The sequence below is a fragment of the Paenibacillus sp. FSL R5-0744 genome (assembly GCF_037972555.1).
Lineage (GTDB): Bacteria > Bacillota > Bacilli > Paenibacillales > Paenibacillaceae > Paenibacillus_AQ.
Genome location: NZ_CP150228.1, coordinates 4,683,399 through 4,702,162, shown reverse-complemented (window position 1 = coordinate 4,702,162; position 18,764 = coordinate 4,683,399). Strand labels below are relative to the sequence as shown.

The following is an 18,764-nucleotide window of genomic DNA, read 5'->3' as shown; positions in this document are numbered from 1 at the left end:
TGCTTTAGCCCATCGCTAAAGTCAGTGCGGTTCTTTTTAATATTTTTATAAAAAAATGCAGGGGTAGTTGTTATCGGGCGCGTCTATTGCTGTGGGAAGGAGGGGAGAGTCATTGAAGAAGAGGTATTAATCCAGCGGATTTGCCAAGGTAACGAGGATGCATTCCGTCAATTTGTAAATACATATAGTCAGCAAATTTACAAAATTACTTATTCTGTATTACACGATGTCAAAATGGCTGAAGATGCTGCTCAGGAAGCTTTTTTACAAATGTACAAATCTCTCCCTGACTACCGTTATCAAGGCTTAAAGTCATGGATTACACGGATCGCCTTAAATAAGGCAATTGATGCGAAACGTAAACGTGATCGACTTAGGGAACTTCCTGTTGACTATGAGCTTGTACTGAGCCAGACCGCTTCCAACGAAGAGGATGTGTTGTCAGGTGTTATACGCCGTGATCGGATGGATCGGCTGCTCGGTGAAATCAATAGCCTGCCTGAAACTCATCGTGAAATTATGGTGGCTTATTATCTGGAACATAAAAAATATGATCAGATTGCTGCAGAGCAGGGAATTTCCCTGAAGACGGTAGAGTCCAGATTGTATAGGGCGAGACAATGGATCCGAAATCATTGGAAGGAGGACGAATGGCTATGATGAAGCGTGGAGACGATCTAATCCAACGGGAACAAGCGAAATCTTATATTGAAGGTCACATGGACGAGGCGACCAGAGAAGATTGGGAACAGTTGCTGCTGGAAGATACGGAAAGTTTTACTTCATACATGGAAATGTTGGATGAGCTACAGGAGGATCTGCCTTCATTGGAGAATTCGTCTATTTTTACAGAGAGGGTTATGGCAGATTGGGCTAGTATGACGGAATCGTCAGCAGCATTGGAACAAGTGACGGTTGAAGAAGGGGTACGGCGATATCGCTGGTATGAAAAGACAATCTTTCATTATGCGGTTGCCGCGTCACTTACGCTGTTGATAATGACATCTGGTATGTTTGATAAGTTGCACACAGGTCAAATGGAGCTTATGATCCCTAAAAAAGATAATTCCCCATCATTTAGCGAGCAAGTCATACAGGCAACTAGCGGATGGTTGGATCAGCTAATGGGCAGCAGAAAGTGATGAGAGGAGAAATGAAATATGCAACAGCAGCGTAGTAAATTAAAAGCTTTTTTTCTTAATTTGATTCCTGGAGCAGGTCATTATTATATGGGAAAACGCCCACAGGGAATTGTTTATCTTCTGTTAAGCTTTGGCATCTTATTTATGTCTTTCTTAATAGCTGTGGCTGAAGGTGCCGAGGATATTCTATTAATGGGTGTGATAGGGTTCCTACTTATTGGGACGGTTTCGATGGTGCATCTGGTGGTTAAAATGCTCCAGATGCCTGCTCCGGCAATGACTCCAGATGGATCGAATTTTGATTTTTCTTCAATGCCCGTTAAGACAGACGATAATGAGCGTGTACATGTAATTTTATTATCGTTCATTCCAGGATTGGGTCATTTTCATATGGGGTTGATGCAGCGAGGATTGTCTTTCCTCATTTCTTTCTTCGGTTTCATGACCGTGATGTTATTCCTGGCAGGGATTACGTCAAGTGATGTTTTCCTTCTTCTGTTTGGCGTATTACCAGTGATTTGGTTATATTGTATGTTTGATGCGGTTCAGTTAATCCATCGTAAGCAAGCTGGAGAAGAAATGGTAGATCGTACTTTATTCGAAGAAATGGAGGCTGGTCGTGAGGAGGGGCGCCGTAGCAAAGTTTTGGCTACATTGCTTTCTGCTTTTCCGGGTGCCGGACAAATGTATCTAGGGCTGCAAAAAAGAGGATTACAGCTCATGCTGCTATTTCTAGGGAGTATTTATGTCATGGACCTACTGCGTTTAACGCTGCTATTCTTCCTCATTCCAGTCATTTGGTTTTACAGTTTGTTCGATGGCTTACAGCTTGTCAGCCGACATGGACGTGAACCTTTACAGGATAAGCCAGTCATAGAAGGATTTTTAAATCATCAAGGATGGCTTGGCGCTGCTCTGATGTGTCTAGGACTGTATTACATTGTAGTTAATGTCGCAGTTCCTGCGCTTGATATCAGATTTCCTGGATGGCGTTTAGAGTATATAGTCAATGAATATTTCAGGACCTTTATCGTATCTGTGCTGTTGATTGGCGGTGGTTTGAAGCTGATGGCGGGAAGCAAGAACAATAAAGGGAGAAAAGGGACAGGTGGTCATTCTTGAATAATCAGACAGAATTACAGCAAGGAGTTATTGTTTCAAGTGAGCGTCCGGTTGCTGAAGATAAATCAAGACGCTGGCGTGTTGGAACGTTGTCGATGGGATTGAGCCTTTTATTTCTGGGAGCACTAATCATGGTCTCGCAGTGGAGGGGCGCCGAAGTGTTTGAGACGACGCTTGCTTGGTGGCCGATCATTTTTATATTATTAGGCTTAGAAATTGTGATATACACTTTATGGTTTCGTGGAAAAGGAAAAATGTATTATGATGTACTAAGCGTTCTGTTCGTAGGGTTTATAGCTGTATGTTGTCTGGTTTTTGCGGGATTTAGTTCTTTAGGATTAACACAGGAATTTCGCCGTACCGTTTCAGCTGTGCAAGAAAGTTACGCATTGCCAGATTGGAAGGGAGCCGTTCCAGAGGGAGTTAGTACCATCATTATCCAAGCTGCAGAGCCTTATGGGATTAAAGTAGATCAAACGGGTGGAAACGAGCTGAATGTATTCGGGAGTTATTCTTCAAATAAAGGAAAGCTACAAGAAGCAAAAGAACAACAGCTGCTTCAAACTAAGCATGTTGGGAATACGCTATACATCATTTTAGGGGAAACTCCTAGAGATCTGCTATTCGATAATTCTAGGAACACGCTGGACGTGACTGTTGGGGCTCCGGCTAATGTTAAAGTGATTGTTCGAGATACTTATGGAAATGTTGTAACGGGCTAATCATGGCCTTAAATTGAAAAAAAAGATCGCTTCCTGACCAATGTGGTATGGGAAGCGATCTTTTTATTTTACGAATGCAGCTCTTTCTCAAGCGCAGCGCCCATTTCACGGGAACGTTCGGCACAGCGATTTACTGCCGCGATGACAGTTTCGAAAAATTCTCCCTGCTCGAGTACTTCTATCGCTGCTTGTGTAGAGCCATTCGGGGATGTGACCTTTTTACGAAGTGCAGCTGGATCCTCGCCCGTCTGTTGTACCATTCTAGCAGCGCCAAGAACCGTTTGAACGGTTAACTCCGTGCTTTGATCAAGCGGCAGTCCGCCCCGTATACCGGCAGCGATCATTGCCTCCATCATATAATAAATATAGGCAGGCCCACTGCCGGAGATACCCGTTAAGGTCTCCATGCGTTCTTCATCAATGACTGTTGTTAGTCCGACAGCTTCAAAGATGTTGAGTGCTAGGCGTCGTCCTTTCTCATCTACTTCTTTGGAAAAGGCTATGCCAGTGGCACCAAGACCTATGGAACTAGAAGTATTCGGCATAGTACGGACGATGGGTTGCTCTTTGCCAAGCAGACCTTGCATCGTTCGAATGGACAGCCCAGCAATTACAGAGACTATGATCTGATCAGGTGAGAGAAGTGGGCTGAGTCCCCGAAGTGCTTCTGCAGCGTCTTTTGGTTTCATAGCCAACACGATTACTGGTGAGTTCCGTAGGTAATCTGTTTTTTGTTCAGGATCATTTGTACCGATTACACCGTAACGACTTCTTAGTTCTGCCAGACGTTCACTACTGCTACGGTTAAGCATAATAACATTATCGGATTTTACGATACTACGGCTAATCATCCCGCGAACGATGGCTTCTGCCATAGAGCCTGCGCCATAAAATACAATATTATGATTCATAAGTGGAATGGAAGGTTGCTGACACATGGCTCAAAATCCTCCTAAAAGTGGTGTAATTAAAAACGGATGCATGGACACTAACCCCGAATTTGACCTGTTCCGTAAATCTTATATTTGGTTGAAGTAAGAGCAGGCAGACCCATCGGTCCACGGGCATGGAGTTTCTGTGTACTAATGCCGATCTCTGCACCAAATCCAAATTCAAAGCCGTCTGTGAAGCGGGTTGAAGCATTGTGGTAAACAGCTGCAGCATCAACCTCCTGTAAGAAGCGTGAAGCGTTATCCGGATCTTCAGTTACGATACATTCCGAGTGCTTCGTGCCATACTGGGCGATATGCTGCATAGCTTCGTCTAAATCGCTGACGATTTTGATATTCAAGATATAATCATTATATTCAGTAGCATAGTCCTCTAATGTTGCAGGTAATGCCCATGGGACAAAGGATAATGTTTCCTGGCAGCCACGTAATTCAACGTTAACATCACGGAAAGCTTCGGCCAAAGAAAGCAGATACTCGTTTGCGTAATCCTTATGAACGAGTAGCGTCTCCATGGAATTGCAAACTGAAGGGCGCTGTGCTTTGGCATTCAGACTAATGTTCTGAGCCATTTCTGGCAAAGCGCTTGCGTCGAGATAAGTATGGCAGATGCCTGCACCCGTTTCAATGACGGGCACGGTTGCGTTAAGCACAACATTTTGAATCAGAGAACTTCCTCCGCGAGGGATAATCACGTCAAGTAGTCCGTTGAGCTTAAGCATTTCATCAACGGAGGAACGGTTGGGATCTTCGATCAACTGTAGCGCATTTTTCGGCATTGAAGTATTTGCTAGAGCGTTGTGAAGAACCTCGACAATTTGTCGGTTGGAGGACAGGGCGGAGGAGCCACCACGCAACACAACAGCGTTACCAGTCTTTAGACACAGACCAGCGGCATCAACAGTTACGTTTGGACGTGCTTCATAGATGATGCCGATGACACCGAGTGGAACACGGAGTTTCTGGATGTTGAGACCATTTGGACGTTCAATAGTTTCTAGCGTGTCACCAATTGGATCAGGTAATACAGCGATTTGTTGAAGTCCTTCTGCGATACTGTTAATTCGGCCTACATCTAACGCTAGTCGATCAAGCATGGACTCGGGAGTACCACTTAAGCGTCCGCGTTCCAGATCTTCCCGGTTGGCAGCAATGATAGCTGGAGCTTCACGACGCAGCGCATCAGCCATAACTAAGAGTGCTTCATTTTTTTGGCCGGTAGTTAGACTCGCTAATACTCCGGTGGTTTCCTTGGCTAATTTTGCTTTATTGACAACTTCACTCATGACGATTCCTCCTTAAATTTGTATGGGCAAAATTTTTACCTCAATGTAATCCATTCGTCACGGTGAATGACCTCCAGCCGGTGTACTTCTCCCAGCTTCGGTACAATCTGACGGCTGGGTAAACCTTGAATACTGCGCAGCTGAGTGTCATCGTAATTCACAATCCCGCGTCCCAGCAATTTGGAGTCTGGTCCAAGGACTTCTACAACATCCCCAGCGTGAAAGTTACCTTCGATCTGCTTGACGCCGACAGGCAGCAGACTATGACCGCCATGAAGCAGCGCTTCAACGGCGCCTTCGTCAACGTACAGGGAGCCGAGTGGGGTGGACATAAAGCCAAGCCATTGCTTTTTAACAGGTAAAGAAGATAACTTGGTTGCAAAATAAGTACCTCGGCCCGAGCCTGTCGCTGCGAGTTGTAAATCCCCTGGTTCGGTAGCTCTCCCAACAAAGACGGGCACACCGCCTCGTGTAGCGATCTTGGCAGCATCGATTTTTGAACGCATGCCACCTGTCCCCACACTAGAGCCAGCTCCACCAGCAATAGCATAAATCTCCGGCGTAATATCATCAACGAACTGATAGCGAACAGCGTCGGGATGTTTCCGAGGATCTCCACTATATAAGCCATCCATGTCAGTTAAGACGAGCAATCTGGTGGCTTTCAGCAGGTTAGCTACCAGCGCGGACAAAGTATCGTTATCACCGAATTTTAACTCATCAACGGAGACGGTGTCATTCTCGTTAAATACGGGTACCGCTCCTAGGCGAAGCAGCTCTTCTACCGTCATCATCGCGTTGTTCATAGCTCTGCGACTACAAAAGTCGGTACGGGTTAGTAGGATCTGTGCTGTGGTTATTCCATGCTCGGCAAAAGCTTCCTGATATGCCTGCATGAGCAGTACTTGGCCTACAGCAGCAGCTGCTTGCTTCTCATGCAGCAGCTTCGGACGTGTAGGATAACCGATACTGCGAAAGCCTGCGGCTACAGCACCGGAGGTTACTAATAACACCTCGCAGCCGTTTCTCTTCAATTCGGCAATCTCTGAAGCGAAGAAGGACACGGCTTCGCGATTCAATCCGCCTTCTGTTCCAGTCAGTGAGCTGCTGCCTATTTTGACTACGATTCGTGTCGTCATATCTGTTCACTTCCTCAGTATTTTTATAGATGCTGAAAATGACAAAAAGCCCCCATCCTTAGACTTAGCAAAGGACGAAAGCTTGTAAACTTCCGCGGTACCACCTTCATTGATGAGGGATCATCCGACTTCATTCTCGTAACGGGAGGATCCGTCCTGCTTAGCACAGGCCGCTCGGGGGTAGGATTCGGAACGAAAACCGCGGTAAATTCTTTCAGCCTGTCGGAATTTACTCTCTAGGCGCGGTTAGACTCATTCTTACTGGTCCCGTCTGCACGTTTCACTTATTTTCAATAGAATACCATGGAGATGGTTGCTTTGCAAAGGAAAAACGAAGGAACTATTTCTCGCATTAGAAAGCTTTGATTATTCAGTTTAACCTCTAAGTAAGGGGGTGGAATACTTATAATCTGTTACCAAGAGGTGGATTAAATTGACTAAAGACAACAATCCTGAGCAGGCGCAGAATCAAGATCTAAACGAAAAAGCGGCCAGTTAATGAAAGTGTGGCTCGGTGTCAGATGATCAGAGCGGCCTTCCAAGGGTCTATTCTTCGGTTAATTCAGATACCGTAGATTTAAATGTTTCTACAAAAGCCTTAGCGGCTTTAGATAAATAACGTCCGCGTCGATAGGCTACGACAAGTGTTCGGCTAGGGGCAGGATCAGTGAGCGGTAAGTAGACAGGGACGAATTCACTCCGCGGTGCACGGGCAATAAAATGAGGCACAAGAGTTACACCCATTCCAGTGGCGACCAGTGACTGAACTGTTTCCATGTTATTGCTCTCAAAAACAATTTTTGGTTCGAAGCCAGCGTTTCGGCACAGATCCATAGTCATTTTACGGAAGCCTTGGCCTTCTTTAAGTACGATAAATGGCTCGTCCTTTAGTTCTTCCAAAGAGGTCTTAGTTCCATCTAAGCTACGTTTAGCTAGCGGGTGTTCGGGTGGGACTGCAAGATCGATCCTTTCCTCACCCAGTTCTTCGTAAGCAAGTGCCGGAATTTCGAGCGGCAATGAGAGCAGGCTTAAATCAGTCTGACCACTCGCAGTGAGCTTCTCTAGGTTCATGGAGGAGTCTTCGAGCAGAGTGATTTCTACTTCCGGGTAATTTTGTTTAAAAACCGGAAGCACATGCGGCAGTAAATGTGCACCAGTGATCGGCATACTGCCTACAACGACGCGCCCGGTACGCAGTTCAGAAATATCAGACATTTCTTGTCGCAGCAGTTCTACGCCATCAATGATGATTTGAGCTTGCTCTACGAATTTAGATCCAGCATAGGTCAGTTCAACAGAGCTGGTATTTCGCTGGAACAGCATTACACCGAGCTCTTTTTCCAGCTTGGAAAGCTGCTGACTGAGTGATGGTTGGGCAATGTGCAGCTTGTCCGCTGCACGGGAGAAGTTTTTTTCGGCTGCGATTTGCAGTACATATTGTAGTTGTCTCAGTTCCATGTATAAACTCCTTTGGGAGATTGTTTTTACTTATAAGTATAAACTATGAAACTGAAGTTTTATATAGGTTCACATGTAAGTTCGTGCACGAACGCACTGACCGGCAAATAGGAAGGGGTGGATTACCAGTATTCGCTGGAGTCCTTTATGTTTGCCGGTCTAATTTCGATGCTACGCTATTACGTCTTACTATACTTTGCGGGCTGGAGAGATGCTTTGAGGGTTGTTAAATATATTTCCCGGGTCATATTTAGCTTTGACTCTCCGTAATCTAGGATAGTTCGCTCCATAATATACTGGTCCGGAATTTTTAATTCCCTGGTCTGGAACGTTGATGTAGCTCCCCACGATAAATGGCTGCAGCTTCCGGCGTGTATTTCGTACTACGAATATATTTCTGGCAGCTTCGGATTTCTTGATCCATGAGCTATTCCACTCAACATAGAATTTCGCTTTACGCCAGTAAAAGGCTGTAGATTTGGGTGACTTACGGCTCACAGCTCCACCCCAGTTGAGGAAAAAGAAACCTGCGAATTCTCCCTCCACTTTCTCTAAGAATTCACGCATGGACTTAATTGCCTTGTCCGGGAAGGGTTTTCTTACGAAACCGCTGGAGAACTGGTTGCTGACTCTTTGAGTTAGCACTGGATCAGGCGCTAACATAAAACTCACTACTTTTGTATAGGGCAAAGAGCGGATGATTTGATTCGTAGGCGTTCCAACGCTCGTAACGGGCTTTAAGAGGCGGGAAGCCTCTGCCTTTGATCCGAGGAACAGCCCCGTCATAGTGACATTACCGCCTTTTTTCGGACCAATGGATAATTCACTGCCTAGTTTGGTATTAACGCAAGGAGCCCAGAGTTGCCAAGCTTTGAATACCTTCTCGAACTGATCCCAAGGCCAGGTGATACGAAAAACGGTAGCCGAAGCTGGAGCAGGACGTACTTTGAATTTGTAACTGGTGTAAACTCCGAAATTCCCCCCGCCACCTCCACGGGAAGCCCAGAGGAGATCAGAGTTACTATTCTTATGGGCACGAATAATTTTCCCTTTGGCATCAACCATTTCGAGTTCGATTAGATTATCACTCACAAGGCCCACGGTTCGCTGGAGCGGTCCGATACCCCCGCCTAGGGTGATGCCTCCGATTCCAACCGTAGGGCTATCACCGAATGGAGCCATATATCCTTGCCCAGCAAGCGTGTGTGCAATTCTCCCAACTGTATTTCCGGTACCCACAACAACAGTTCCTGATTTTTTATTTAGTTTGATTTTCTTCATTTCACTTACATCGATGACAATTCCTCCGGTGACCTGTGAAAGATTAACCTCCAGAGAATGTCTACCGCTTCTTGCGCGGATGGGGACTTTATTCTCGTTAGCCCATTTTATGGCGTTCGCAACATCTTGTGTTTTTTGTGCGAAAACAAACACTTTCGGGAATTTGTCAGTATGCGGATCCCAATTCTTACGTGCCGTTTCATACCCTTGATCACCTTTGAAAATAACTCGCCCGGTAAGTCTCGTTCCTGACCTCAATTGTTCCAACTCCTTCTGCGCTAACAAATGCACTGCATTTCAACCAGGACCCGATATAGTATGAAGGGCATTCGTCTAAGGAGTGGGCTGACTAGGGTCTCAGCAAAAAAAACATCTTCAATTTATAGGTTAAACCTATCACTTCTATAGATATCATATCTTGGAATTATAAAGATGGTGATGTTATATTTAGATCATTCAAGAGAGACTCCACGCTCTCTTCCAATGAACGATTCTATTAATGAGGTGAAATTATGAGCAACAAGACAATGTTTGAAAAGATTTGGGATAATCATGTTATTCATCAAGAGGAAGGTAAACCTAGCATTATTTATATCGATCTGCATTTGGTTCATGAAGTAACTTCTCCACAAGCTTTCGAAGGACTTCGCCTCAGTAACCGCAAGGTTCGCCGTCCTGAGCTGACTTTCGCTACAATGGATCACAACGTTCCTACCAAGGATCGTTTTAATATTAAAGATCCAATTTCCAAGCAGCAAATTGATACACTTTCTAAAAACTGTGCTGATTTTGGTGTTAGATTGTTCGACCTGAATGATATCGATCAAGGCGTTGTACACGTAATGGGACCTGAGATCGGCTTGACGCACCCTGGTAAAACTATCGTTTGCGGTGACAGCCATACCTCCACACATGGAGCATTTGGTGCGCTGGCTTTTGGTATCGGTACTAGTGAAGTTGAACATGTAATGGCTACCCAATGTTTGCAGCAATCCAAAGCTAAGACTATGGAAGTTCGTTTCACAGGTAAACGCAATCCTGGTGTAACAGCAAAGGATATGATCCTTGGTGTTATTGCTAAGTATGGTACTGATTTTGCAACAGGTTATGTAATTGAATACACAGGTGAAGCTATTCGTGAGCTGTCGATGGAAGAACGTATGACCGTCTGCAACATGTCGATCGAAGGTGGAGCAAGAGCAGGTTTGATCGCTCCTGACGAAACTACTTTTAACTATCTGCGTGGACGTCAATATGTGCCGCAAGGCGAAGCATATGACGCTGCTGTTGAAGGATGGAAGAGTCTTGTTAGTGACGAAGGTGCTCAGTATGATACGGTGGTTGAATTCGATGTGGAGACATTGATTCCACAAGTGACTTGGGGTACTAGCCCGGGCATGGGTACAGATATCAACTCTAGCGTGCCAAATCCGGCTGACTTTACCACTGAAAATGAACGCAAAGCTGCTGAAAAAGCGCTTGAATATATGGATTTGACTCCTGGAACTCCTATTTCTGAAATTCCAATTGATTATGTATTTATCGGTTCTTGTACTAACGGACGGATCGAAGATTTGAGAGCGGCAGCCGTGGTAGCAAAAGGCCATAAAGTCTCTGACAAGGTTACTGCCATTGTTGTTCCTGGATCTGGTCGTGTTAAAATGCAGGCTGAGAAGGAAGGGCTTGATAAAGTCTTTACTGACGCGGGCTTTGAATGGCGCGAAGCGGGATGCAGCATGTGCCTTGCGATGAACCCTGATGTACTGCAACCTGGGCAACGCTGTGCATCTACCTCGAACCGTAACTTTGAAGGACGTCAAGGTCGCGGTGGACGCACGCATCTGGTATCCCCAGCTATGGCTGCTGCAGCTGCGATAAAAGGCCGTTTCACTGATGTACGTGATTGGAACTATAAGACGGAAGCTGTCAGCTCATAGAACTAGAGAGAACACGGGAGGATAAAACTATGGATGCTTTTAAAAAATTAACAGGAATTGTTGCACCAGTAGATCGGGTGAATGTAGATACGGATGCTATTATCCCAAAACAGTTCTTGAAACGGATTGAACGGACAGGATTTGGACAATTTTTGTTCTACGAATGGCGTTTTGATGAAGCTGGTAACGATAACGCTGCCTTTGAAATGAATAAGCCACGCTATAAAGGTGCTTCTGTCTTGATCTCACGTGCTAACTTTGGCTGTGGTTCCTCACGGGAACATGCACCTTGGGCGATTATGGATTATGGGTTCAGAGTTGTTATTGCACCTTCTTATGCAGATATCTTCTACAACAACTGCTTTAAGAATGGCATTTTGCCGATCAAGCTTTCGGAAGAGCAAGTGGATGAGCTGTTTAATCGGACAGCCGAGCATGATGGCTACCAATTGACCGTGGATCTTGAGAGCAATACACTTCACGATGAATTTGGACTGAGCATCAGCTTTGATCTGGATGAGCACCGTCGTCAGTTCTTGCTGCAAGGTCTGGATGATATCGGATTAACCCTTCAGCATGCAGATGAAATTGCTGCGTATGAAGAGCGTCATGCGGCTAAGTTATTCTCTTAATAATAGGATATAACTGGTTTGATTCTTAACTTTTACAAAAATTACGCAAAACTTCTATTTCCGGGTGTCGGAAATAGAAGTTTTTTTGCTATAATCGAAATATTGATTGGTGATAAAGGAAACATTTGGTGATTTCTGTCGTCTTAATACTTATCTAGATCTATTACTTGCAGAAGGAGCGGGAAAATGAGAAGAGTTGGGTATCGAACGTTGCTACTATTGTTGCTGCCATTATTCTTACTATCATTCACTGGACGTGAAGCTGCCGCAGCTGGTAGCAGCTCAGGCAGAATTATTATGGACAATCAAGAGCTTGCTTTACCAAAAGGAATTAAACTTGAGAACGTCAATGGTAGCGTTATGATTCCCGTCAGAGTGGTAGTGGAGAATCTTGGATTTGAGGTATTGTGGGAGCAGCAGGCCCGCAAAGTAACGGTTCACCAAGATGGAAAAAGCATTGAGCTGGCTGTAGGAAAAAAAACAGCTGATGCGGATGGAGTAACGTTTGATTTAAACGCAGCACCCAAGCAAAGCGGTGGTACAGTTCTCGTTCCGATTCGCTTCGTAAGTGAGCAGTTCGGTCTAAAGGTTGGCTGGGATAATAGCGATAAAACGGTCTATTTGACGGGTGGACAAGCTTCGGTGGCTACACCTGAGGGAACCGTTACTAGTCCAACAGCAACAAGTACTCCTTCTCCAACTCAGATTACTACACCCGGCGTGGATAATGGCACAAGCGCTGGAAGTGTTTTGCCCTCACCGACACCACAATCTACCTCAGTACCAGGAAGCACTGGTGTGAATGCAGCAGGTCCGCTTGTAAATGGGGCAGCCTTCACTGAGAATCGATTAATCATCGCTGTTTCTGGGGCTCCTAAACCTAGCATCACAAAAATGAGCAGTCCAGATCGAATCGTCGTAGATTTTCCCGGTGCAGCTTTTGCTCCTGATTTCGTAGGAGGTCTACCGAGTATTACCACAAACGGAAGTCCGCAAGGGAAGCTGGATGTTACTGGTTACCCTCTAGTTTCTGAGATCCGGTATGCGTTGTTCAGTGTAAGTCCTTCTACTGTTAGGTTCGTGATTCAAACGGTCGGGAGTCAGCCTTATCAATTAAGTACGGATGAAAGTACTGGACTGGTGACACTGGATTTGAATGTTACAGGCAGTGAAGGGAACACCTCAGGTGGTAGTCGAATGACAGGAAAGCCGGTTGTAGTTCTCGACGCGGGTCATGGAGGGACACAATCAGGAGCAGTCAGTCTCACGGGTAAGCTGGAAAAAGACTTCAATCTGTCAGTTATCCGTAAAGTGCAAACACTACTTATGCAGGAAGCTTTGGTTGACGTCGTATTTACTAGGACTGAAGATATTACGTTGGGTCTTCAGGATCGAGTAAATATCGCAGAAGCAGCAAAGGCTAATCTATTTATTTCAGTGCATGGGAATTCACTAGAGCTGGGTTATCCGAATAGAGACAAAATAAATGGCAGTGAAACGTACTATTCGCGTAGTGGGAGTCTGCCGCTTGCTCAGGTCATGCACAAACATCTGATAGCAGGTACTGGATTCAAGGACAACGGAGTAAGAACGAAAAGTCTGCATGTTACAAGAGAAACCAGTATGCCGGCAGTACTTCTAGAAGTGGGGTATCTTACTAATTCAGGAAATGAATCAGGGATGTATAGTGAGCAGCTTCAAGACAAATTAGCGAGGGAAATTGTAGCTGGTATTAAGGAATATTTAGGACTTTAATGCTTAATGTTGGTGAGATTTCTCAATTTTTATGGAATATATTCGCAACCTTTATAGATTATTAGCGTCTAATAGAGGTCTGAGGTTGACGTAGACAGGCCATCACGATCGCCATTCACAGGCGAATACTAGATTTAGAGGTGAAGAATGAAGAAATTCAGTTTGATGTTGTTTTTGTTGCTCTTAGTATTTGTTTTGCCTGAGAACGGACATGCTGCTGCCGGGAATAGCAAGATTTTTCTGGACGGCAAGGAGCTGACCGCAGGGCAAAATGTCCCGGTTGAGAATGTGAATGATACAATCATGGTGCCGTTAAGGTTGATCTCTGAAAGCCTTGGATATAACGTGGGTTGGGATCAGAAGAGCAAGACGGTAACGATTGAACAGCAAGGAAAGGTCATCAAACTGGTTGTGAATCAAAAGATAGCCTCAGTTGATGACAAGACAGTAACGCTTACCACAGCACCTATCCTTCGTAGTAATACGACACTTGTACCGATTCGGTTCATTAGTGAACAGTTCGGATTAAATGTCTCGTGGGACAACGTGAAGAAGAGTGTGTATCTTATTACCCCAGGATCCTCAAATGATAACGGCAGTTCAGGTGGAAATACTGAAAATGGTGGATCTGAGGTTGTACCGCCGGTAGATCCTTCTAAGAATTTAACGATGGTAAATGGTGTGAGCTTTAGTGAAAATCGTTTAAGCATTGCCATGGAGGGTAATTCAGTACCGAAAGTGACAGTGATGACTGGGCCGGATCGGTTAGTTGTTGATTTACCTAATGCCACCTTCTCAGACCTATTTGGCACAGGACAGATCCTTGATCCTGACCTAAACGGTAGCTTGGAAGTGAAAGATTATCCCGATGTATCAGGAGTACGTTACTCCCTTTATAGCACGAATCCTTATACAGTACGTTTTGTAATCGATTTGAACTATGCTAAGAATTACAACGTTAGCGTAACTGGAGACGATTCTAAGCTGGTTGTAATCGATCTAAATGCGGAAAGCACTGATGATACTACTACACAACCAGGAAATAATGGCAGAAAGCTAGTAGTATTAGATGCAGGGCATGGTGCTAAAGATTCTGGAGCAGTGGGTGTTACAGGTAAATACGAGAAGAATTTTAATTTGGCCATCGTACTTAAGACAGCTGAATTGCTGAAAAAAGAAAGTAATATTGACGTCGTGTTAACACGAAGTAATGATACTTTCTTGGAGCTTAAAGAAAGAGCAGCTATGGCGAATAATTTAAAAGCTGATATCTTCATATCTGTACACGCCAATAGCTCCGGTTCCTCATCAGCTAGTGGAACAGAAACGTATTATCAACGGGAAGCCAGTAAAGCATTGGCGAACGTGATGCATAAATATCTTGTTCAAGCTACAGGGCTTAGCGATCGCGGTGTACGTTATGGGAATTTCCATGTTATCCGTGAAACGAAAATGCCTGCAGTATTACTTGAAGTGGGATACCTTAGCAACAAAAAAGATGAAGCATTGCTCTTTACAGATGCACTTCAAAACAAAGTTGCGGCTTCAATAGTGAGTGGGATTAAGGAATATTTGGGTATAAAATAACAGACCAGTGGCAGACGAGCGCCGCAAAGTCAGCTTTCTGCTTTTATTTTAAAAGGCAAGAAGTGGTTTTGCGGTACCTGTCTGCCCGTATTCATCTAGAGGAGGCGTTTATTAATGATGAAACAAAAATGGAGTACAATTGGGATCGCTACACTGCTTCTGCTAGTGATTGCTGGCTGTGGAGACAAGCCTACTGCGGCTCCAGCAAATGGTGTGGAGCAAGAGACTTCAAATGTTGTAAGTGGTGCGGGAGAAAGTACACCGGCTCCAAGCGATGAACCAGGAAACGAAGTGACTAGCACTCCGCAACCGACAGCAGATAATAGCAACACAGAAACTCAGGCAACTGCAAAGCCAGTAGCAGATGAGAAGCAAAAACAGAGCCAGAGTATCGATGCATATTATACGGATTCACAAGTTATGGATCTGATTCCTGCTAAGACTAGCATTAGCTTCTCTGACGATGCCCAGAAATATACAGAGACGTTCAAAGCATTGCAAAGCAACGAGAATACCGACCTTGTATCATTATGGGGCAAGATTGAACTGAAATCGTTAAAGTTTGTTGATGGTCAAATTGTGATGGATCTTCATAAACCGGATGAAGCACAGCTGGGTGCTGGTGGGGAGTCCTTAGCGATTTCATCACTTGCCAAAACCTATTTTCAATTTGAAGAAGTAAAAAGCATCGAAGTTTTGGTGGATGGTGAAAAGGTTGAAAGCTTGATGGGTCATGTTGATCTAATGCATCCAATGACTAGAGATAATAGCTAATTGTTATTACAACAAAGGATAAAAGCATCTAACTGACGAACTTTAAATTATACTATTTATTTGAGTCATAGAGAGGGGAATAATCTATTGTCCGCGCAAAAAAGGTCAAAACGACCATTGAAGGCTTATTCTACGAAAGCAGTATCGGCTGTTATGGCTGGAACCATGATTTTTAGTGGCGCAAGCACAGTGTTTGCAGACACAGCTGCTACGACAGCAGCAACAACCACTACACAATCTGTAGGAATTTTTAGCGATGTGAAGACAGGCTTCTGGGCTGAAAAGCATATTTATAAATTAGCATCACAAGGAATTGTGGTTGGAAATAATGGTTTATTTCGCCCGGGAGATTCTGTAACTCAGCAGGAAGCAGTGCTTATGGCATTACGTTTTATGAAGTTGCAGGATAAAGTGGATACTTCTTCAGCTGTGGCCTTGCCTACTGATTTTAAGGTTTCAAATTATTACAAAGATTATGTTGTTCTAGCTTTCCAGCAAGGTCTTTTGGACAAAACTACGGAAATGTCTCCTGATAATTTGAAAACTTCATGGGGTGAACGTAAAGCATCCCGAGAATGGATTGCTGAACTGTTAATTCGTGCACTAGGTAAAAGTGCAGATGCAACTGTAGCAGCTAGCAAACCGACAGGCTTTGCAGACGATTCTAAAGTGTCTGCGAACAAAAGAGGGTATATCAACGTTGCTGTTGATCTAAAACTAGCCAATGGTCTTGACGGTAATCGCTTTGATCCACAAGGGGCTGTGACCCGTGCTCAGCTGGCGACCTTTTTCAGTCGGGCAGAAGCCCATAATACACTTGAGTATGATAACACTTACACAGGAACAATCAGTCAATTAGCAGATGGGAAACTATCCGTTTATAATAACGGAAAGACTTCTACATATACCCTGGGTGCGAGCACCGCTTATTACACAAGCGCTTCTGAAAGTAGAATAAATCTAAGTGATATCCAACCTTACACAAAGGTTACTGTAATTGGAGCGACATATAACGCAGCCTATGTTGAAGTGACTGACCCTACACAACAAGTGGAGAGCCTTTCCGGAAGCTTCGCAATGGTAGCACCTGGTAATAAGCTATGGCTGAAATCAGCTACTGGGTTCACTGAATATTACTACGATGAAACGACTACCTTTGTAGATGCGAATGGGACTACAATTGAACCTGCTTCGCTGGTAGCAGACAGCATAGTTACGTTACAGCGTGAAACTTATAGTGGTTCACATAAAGTGGTCAAGGTTCAAGTGACTTCAGGCGTTGTTAACAAAACGACAACAGGTACCGTTCAAAGTATAGATCTTACTGGGAAAAGCATTACGTTTAAAAATGTTGCTGGTACGGTGGAAACCTTTAAATGGGAAGATGGAACTTCATTATTCACTTATCAAGCATCCGTGTTGCAGCCTGCAGAATTGAAGACAGGTTCTGCTGTTAAATATACGGTTAAAGAAAATGTAATACGGTCTGTAGAAGTGACAGAAGGTGTTGAACGGACAGTTCAAGGTGTACTTACAGAACTGACCAGTTCAACTGTTGTTTATAAAAAAGAAGATGGAACTCGTGAAGTCAAACTCCTGGCAACAAAACCATCAATTGTTATTCCGAACATGAATAGCGCTGTGGCCGATGATCTTATAGCTGACACAGTAGGTGGGGACAAAATTCAGCTTACGCTGAACAGCAGTGATCAAGTCATAAAGATTGAAGTGTTAAGCCGTCAAATTGAACAGTATAGTGGAGCGACGGTTATTGATTATAATACTAAAACTCAGCTGTTGACAGTTATGGATACCAATAAAAAGGCGCATGTCGTTCAGTTGGATGAAAAAACAAAACTGTTAATTGAAGGTGCACTTCCTAACTTAACTAATATCGGTACGAAGCTTATTGAGAACCGTAAAGTAAATGTAAAAGCTATAGGACAACGGGCTTTGTCGTTGGAAATTGTCACAAAGTATGAAGGAACCTTGACGACTGTTAATACTTCCTCGAGAACTATTGTATTGAAGCTTAATGATGGGCAAACTTTAACGATGCCTTATCCACAATTAATTGATCTCTTTGGTAAAAATAGTCCAACTTTAAGTGATGTTCCTGTTGGTAGTAATGTGACAGCCTCACTGACAACTGGCCAGGACATTATTGCAGTACTGAAAGTGAAGACAGCTTTACAAGTTGAAGCAGCAACTGTTAATGCCGGAACCAATCGTTTGAGTGTTAAATGGAGCGGTGGAACAAGTGAGATCAATACTGCTGTACTTCCAATAACAAATGAAGCTGGCGAGAGCATTAAGCTGACAGCTGTGAAATCGGGAGATTTTCTTAATGTGACTTTTGATGGAAGCACTCCACTCGCTATTCAGACAGTTAAGCTTACAACGGGTCAGATTAATTCAGTCGATGCTGCAGCGAATAGTTTGGTGGTTAAAGAGTATGCTGGTGCAGCACAAAACTTTACTGTAAGCGGTGGGGTTAGAATCATACGTGATGGCGCCACAACAACTGCTCTTAGTAATGTAACAACAGCGGACAGAGTGGAGATTCGTAAAGACACAGATGGAGCGACAGTCATTCGTGTGTTACCACAGTTAACTCGTTCATTCTCTCGTTATGACAGTACGACGAACTCATTGGTGACTAAGAGAGCTAATCTGAACGATAAGTATCAGTTCACTCTTGCTTCAAATGTATATATTCATCAAGGAGATACGACATTGTCCGTGCAATCTTTGAAAGAAAATGATAATATTATAATGTATTTCAATAATGATATCGTGGTTGAAATTGTGAAACAATAGTAGTAATGGTGGATTTCTGAGTGAATCACCGTCTTGACACAGGAGCTTTGCCTGCGTCAAGACGTTTTTTTTGAAATATAAGAAAGTATAAGAGTTGTATTTTCTTGAAATGTATGAAACCATACGTTATAATACAGACTTTGCTTATATTTCTTTACA

Annotated in this window: 15 protein-coding genes; 10 read left to right on the top strand and 5 right to left on the bottom strand. The window is 44.0% G+C overall.

Annotation, left to right across the window (positions count from 1 at the left end):
* Positions 1-72: 72 nt before the first annotated feature.
* From MKY19_RS20755 to MKY19_RS20740, 4 genes are read left to right on the top strand one after another with little or no spacing between them, the layout of a single operon-like run.
* Positions 73-660, top strand: a complete 588-nt coding sequence (locus MKY19_RS20755) for an RNA polymerase sigma factor (protein WP_339804420.1) — start codon at positions 73-75, stop codon at positions 658-660.
* The gene (locus tag MKY19_RS20750) at positions 657-1,142 is read left to right on the top strand and encodes a hypothetical protein (RefSeq protein WP_052404371.1); all 486 of its coding nucleotides are present in this window, start codon (positions 657-659) and stop codon (positions 1,140-1,142) included. The genes MKY19_RS20755 and MKY19_RS20750 overlap by 4 nt, the downstream gene beginning before the upstream one ends.
* Positions 1,143-1,160: 18 nt before the next feature.
* Entirely contained in the window at positions 1,161-2,264 is a 1,104-nt protein-coding gene (locus tag MKY19_RS20745) for a hypothetical protein (protein ID WP_339266147.1), read from the top strand.
* Positions 2,261-2,986 (top strand): hypothetical protein, encoded by a 726-nt coding sequence (locus MKY19_RS20740; protein ID WP_339797389.1) that lies wholly within the window; start codon positions 2,261-2,263, stop codon positions 2,984-2,986. The genes MKY19_RS20745 and MKY19_RS20740 overlap by 4 nt, the downstream gene beginning before the upstream one ends.
* Positions 2,987-3,054: 68 nt before the next feature.
* On the opposite strand, the gene proC is transcribed toward MKY19_RS20740, so the two are convergent.
* The 5 genes from proC to MKY19_RS20715 all read right to left on the bottom strand — a co-directional run bounded on the left by proC (position 3,055) and on the right by MKY19_RS20715 (position 9,358).
* Positions 3,055-3,924: a pyrroline-5-carboxylate reductase gene (proC, locus tag MKY19_RS20735; RefSeq protein WP_042190097.1), complete on the bottom strand. Its 870-nt coding sequence runs from the start codon at positions 3,922-3,924 to the stop codon at positions 3,055-3,057.
* 50 nt (positions 3,925-3,974) lie between these two features.
* Positions 3,975-5,222: a glutamate-5-semialdehyde dehydrogenase gene (locus tag MKY19_RS20730; protein WP_042190094.1), complete on the bottom strand. Its 1,248-nt coding sequence runs from the start codon at positions 5,220-5,222 to the stop codon at positions 3,975-3,977.
* A 35-nt stretch (positions 5,223-5,257) separates the two neighbouring features.
* Positions 5,258-6,361 carry a glutamate 5-kinase gene (proB, locus tag MKY19_RS20725; protein ID WP_042190091.1) on the bottom strand — a complete coding sequence of 368 codons (1,104 nt, stop codon included), beginning with the start codon at positions 6,359-6,361 and terminating at the stop codon, positions 5,258-5,260.
* Between the two features lie 546 nt (positions 6,362-6,907).
* Positions 6,908-7,819 (bottom strand): LysR family transcriptional regulator, encoded by a 912-nt coding sequence (locus MKY19_RS20720; RefSeq protein WP_076284590.1) that lies wholly within the window; start codon positions 7,817-7,819, stop codon positions 6,908-6,910.
* A gap of 189 nt (positions 7,820-8,008) precedes the next feature.
* A complete protein-coding gene (locus MKY19_RS20715) occupies positions 8,009-9,358 on the bottom strand; it encodes an FAD-binding oxidoreductase (RefSeq protein WP_339797384.1) in 1,350 nt (449 codons plus the stop codon).
* Between the two features lie 254 nt (positions 9,359-9,612).
* On the opposite strand from MKY19_RS20715, the gene leuC reads away from it, so the two are divergent.
* The 6 genes from leuC (at position 9,613) to MKY19_RS20685 (ending at position 18,605) form a co-directional block, all read left to right on the top strand.
* Positions 9,613-11,037, top strand: a complete 1,425-nt coding sequence (leuC, locus tag MKY19_RS20710) for a 3-isopropylmalate dehydratase large subunit (protein WP_042190084.1) — start codon at positions 9,613-9,615, stop codon at positions 11,035-11,037.
* Between the two features lie 29 nt (positions 11,038-11,066).
* A complete protein-coding gene (gene leuD, locus MKY19_RS20705; protein WP_042190082.1) occupies positions 11,067-11,669 on the top strand; it encodes a 3-isopropylmalate dehydratase small subunit in 603 nt (200 codons plus the stop codon).
* A gap of 186 nt (positions 11,670-11,855) precedes the next feature.
* Positions 11,856-13,424 (top strand): N-acetylmuramoyl-L-alanine amidase, encoded by a 1,569-nt coding sequence (locus tag MKY19_RS20700; RefSeq protein WP_339797380.1) that lies wholly within the window; start codon positions 11,856-11,858, stop codon positions 13,422-13,424.
* Positions 13,425-13,571: 147 nt separating this feature from the next.
* Positions 13,572-15,011, top strand: a complete 1,440-nt coding sequence (locus MKY19_RS20695) for an N-acetylmuramoyl-L-alanine amidase family protein (protein WP_076284593.1) — start codon at positions 13,572-13,574, stop codon at positions 15,009-15,011.
* A 114-nt stretch (positions 15,012-15,125) separates the two neighbouring features.
* On the top strand, positions 15,126-15,785 hold the full coding sequence (locus MKY19_RS20690; protein WP_042190076.1) for a GerMN domain-containing protein: 660 nt from the start codon (positions 15,126-15,128) through the stop codon (positions 15,783-15,785).
* A gap of 87 nt (positions 15,786-15,872) precedes the next feature.
* Positions 15,873-18,605: an S-layer homology domain-containing protein gene (locus tag MKY19_RS20685; RefSeq protein ID WP_339797376.1), complete on the top strand. Its 2,733-nt coding sequence runs from the start codon at positions 15,873-15,875 to the stop codon at positions 18,603-18,605.
* The last annotated feature ends 159 nt before the right edge of the window (positions 18,606-18,764 follow it).

Coding starts and splice junctions, on each gene's coding strand:
- MKY19_RS20750 (WP_052404371.1), top strand. CDS start 657: ATGATGAAGCGTGGAGACGATCTAATCCAACGGGAACAAGCGAAATCT.
- MKY19_RS20745 (WP_339266147.1), top strand. CDS start 1,161: ATGCAACAGCAGCGTAGTAAATTAAAAGCTTTTTTTCTTAATTTGATT.
- proC (WP_042190097.1), bottom strand. CDS start 3,924: ATGTGTCAGCAACCTTCCATTCCACTTATGAATCATAATATTGTATTT.
- MKY19_RS20730 (WP_042190094.1), bottom strand. CDS start 5,222: ATGAGTGAAGTTGTCAATAAAGCAAAATTAGCCAAGGAAACCACCGGA.
- proB (WP_042190091.1), bottom strand. CDS start 6,361: ATGACGACACGAATCGTAGTCAAAATAGGCAGCAGCTCACTGACTGGA.
- MKY19_RS20720 (WP_076284590.1), bottom strand. CDS start 7,819: ATGGAACTGAGACAACTACAATATGTACTGCAAATCGCAGCCGAAAAA.
- leuC (WP_042190084.1), top strand. CDS start 9,613: ATGAGCAACAAGACAATGTTTGAAAAGATTTGGGATAATCATGTTATT.
- leuD (WP_042190082.1), top strand. CDS start 11,067: ATGGATGCTTTTAAAAAATTAACAGGAATTGTTGCACCAGTAGATCGG.
- MKY19_RS20700 (WP_339797380.1), top strand. CDS start 11,856: ATGAGAAGAGTTGGGTATCGAACGTTGCTACTATTGTTGCTGCCATTA.
- MKY19_RS20695 (WP_076284593.1), top strand. CDS start 13,572: ATGAAGAAATTCAGTTTGATGTTGTTTTTGTTGCTCTTAGTATTTGTT.
- MKY19_RS20690 (WP_042190076.1), top strand. CDS start 15,126: ATGATGAAACAAAAATGGAGTACAATTGGGATCGCTACACTGCTTCTG.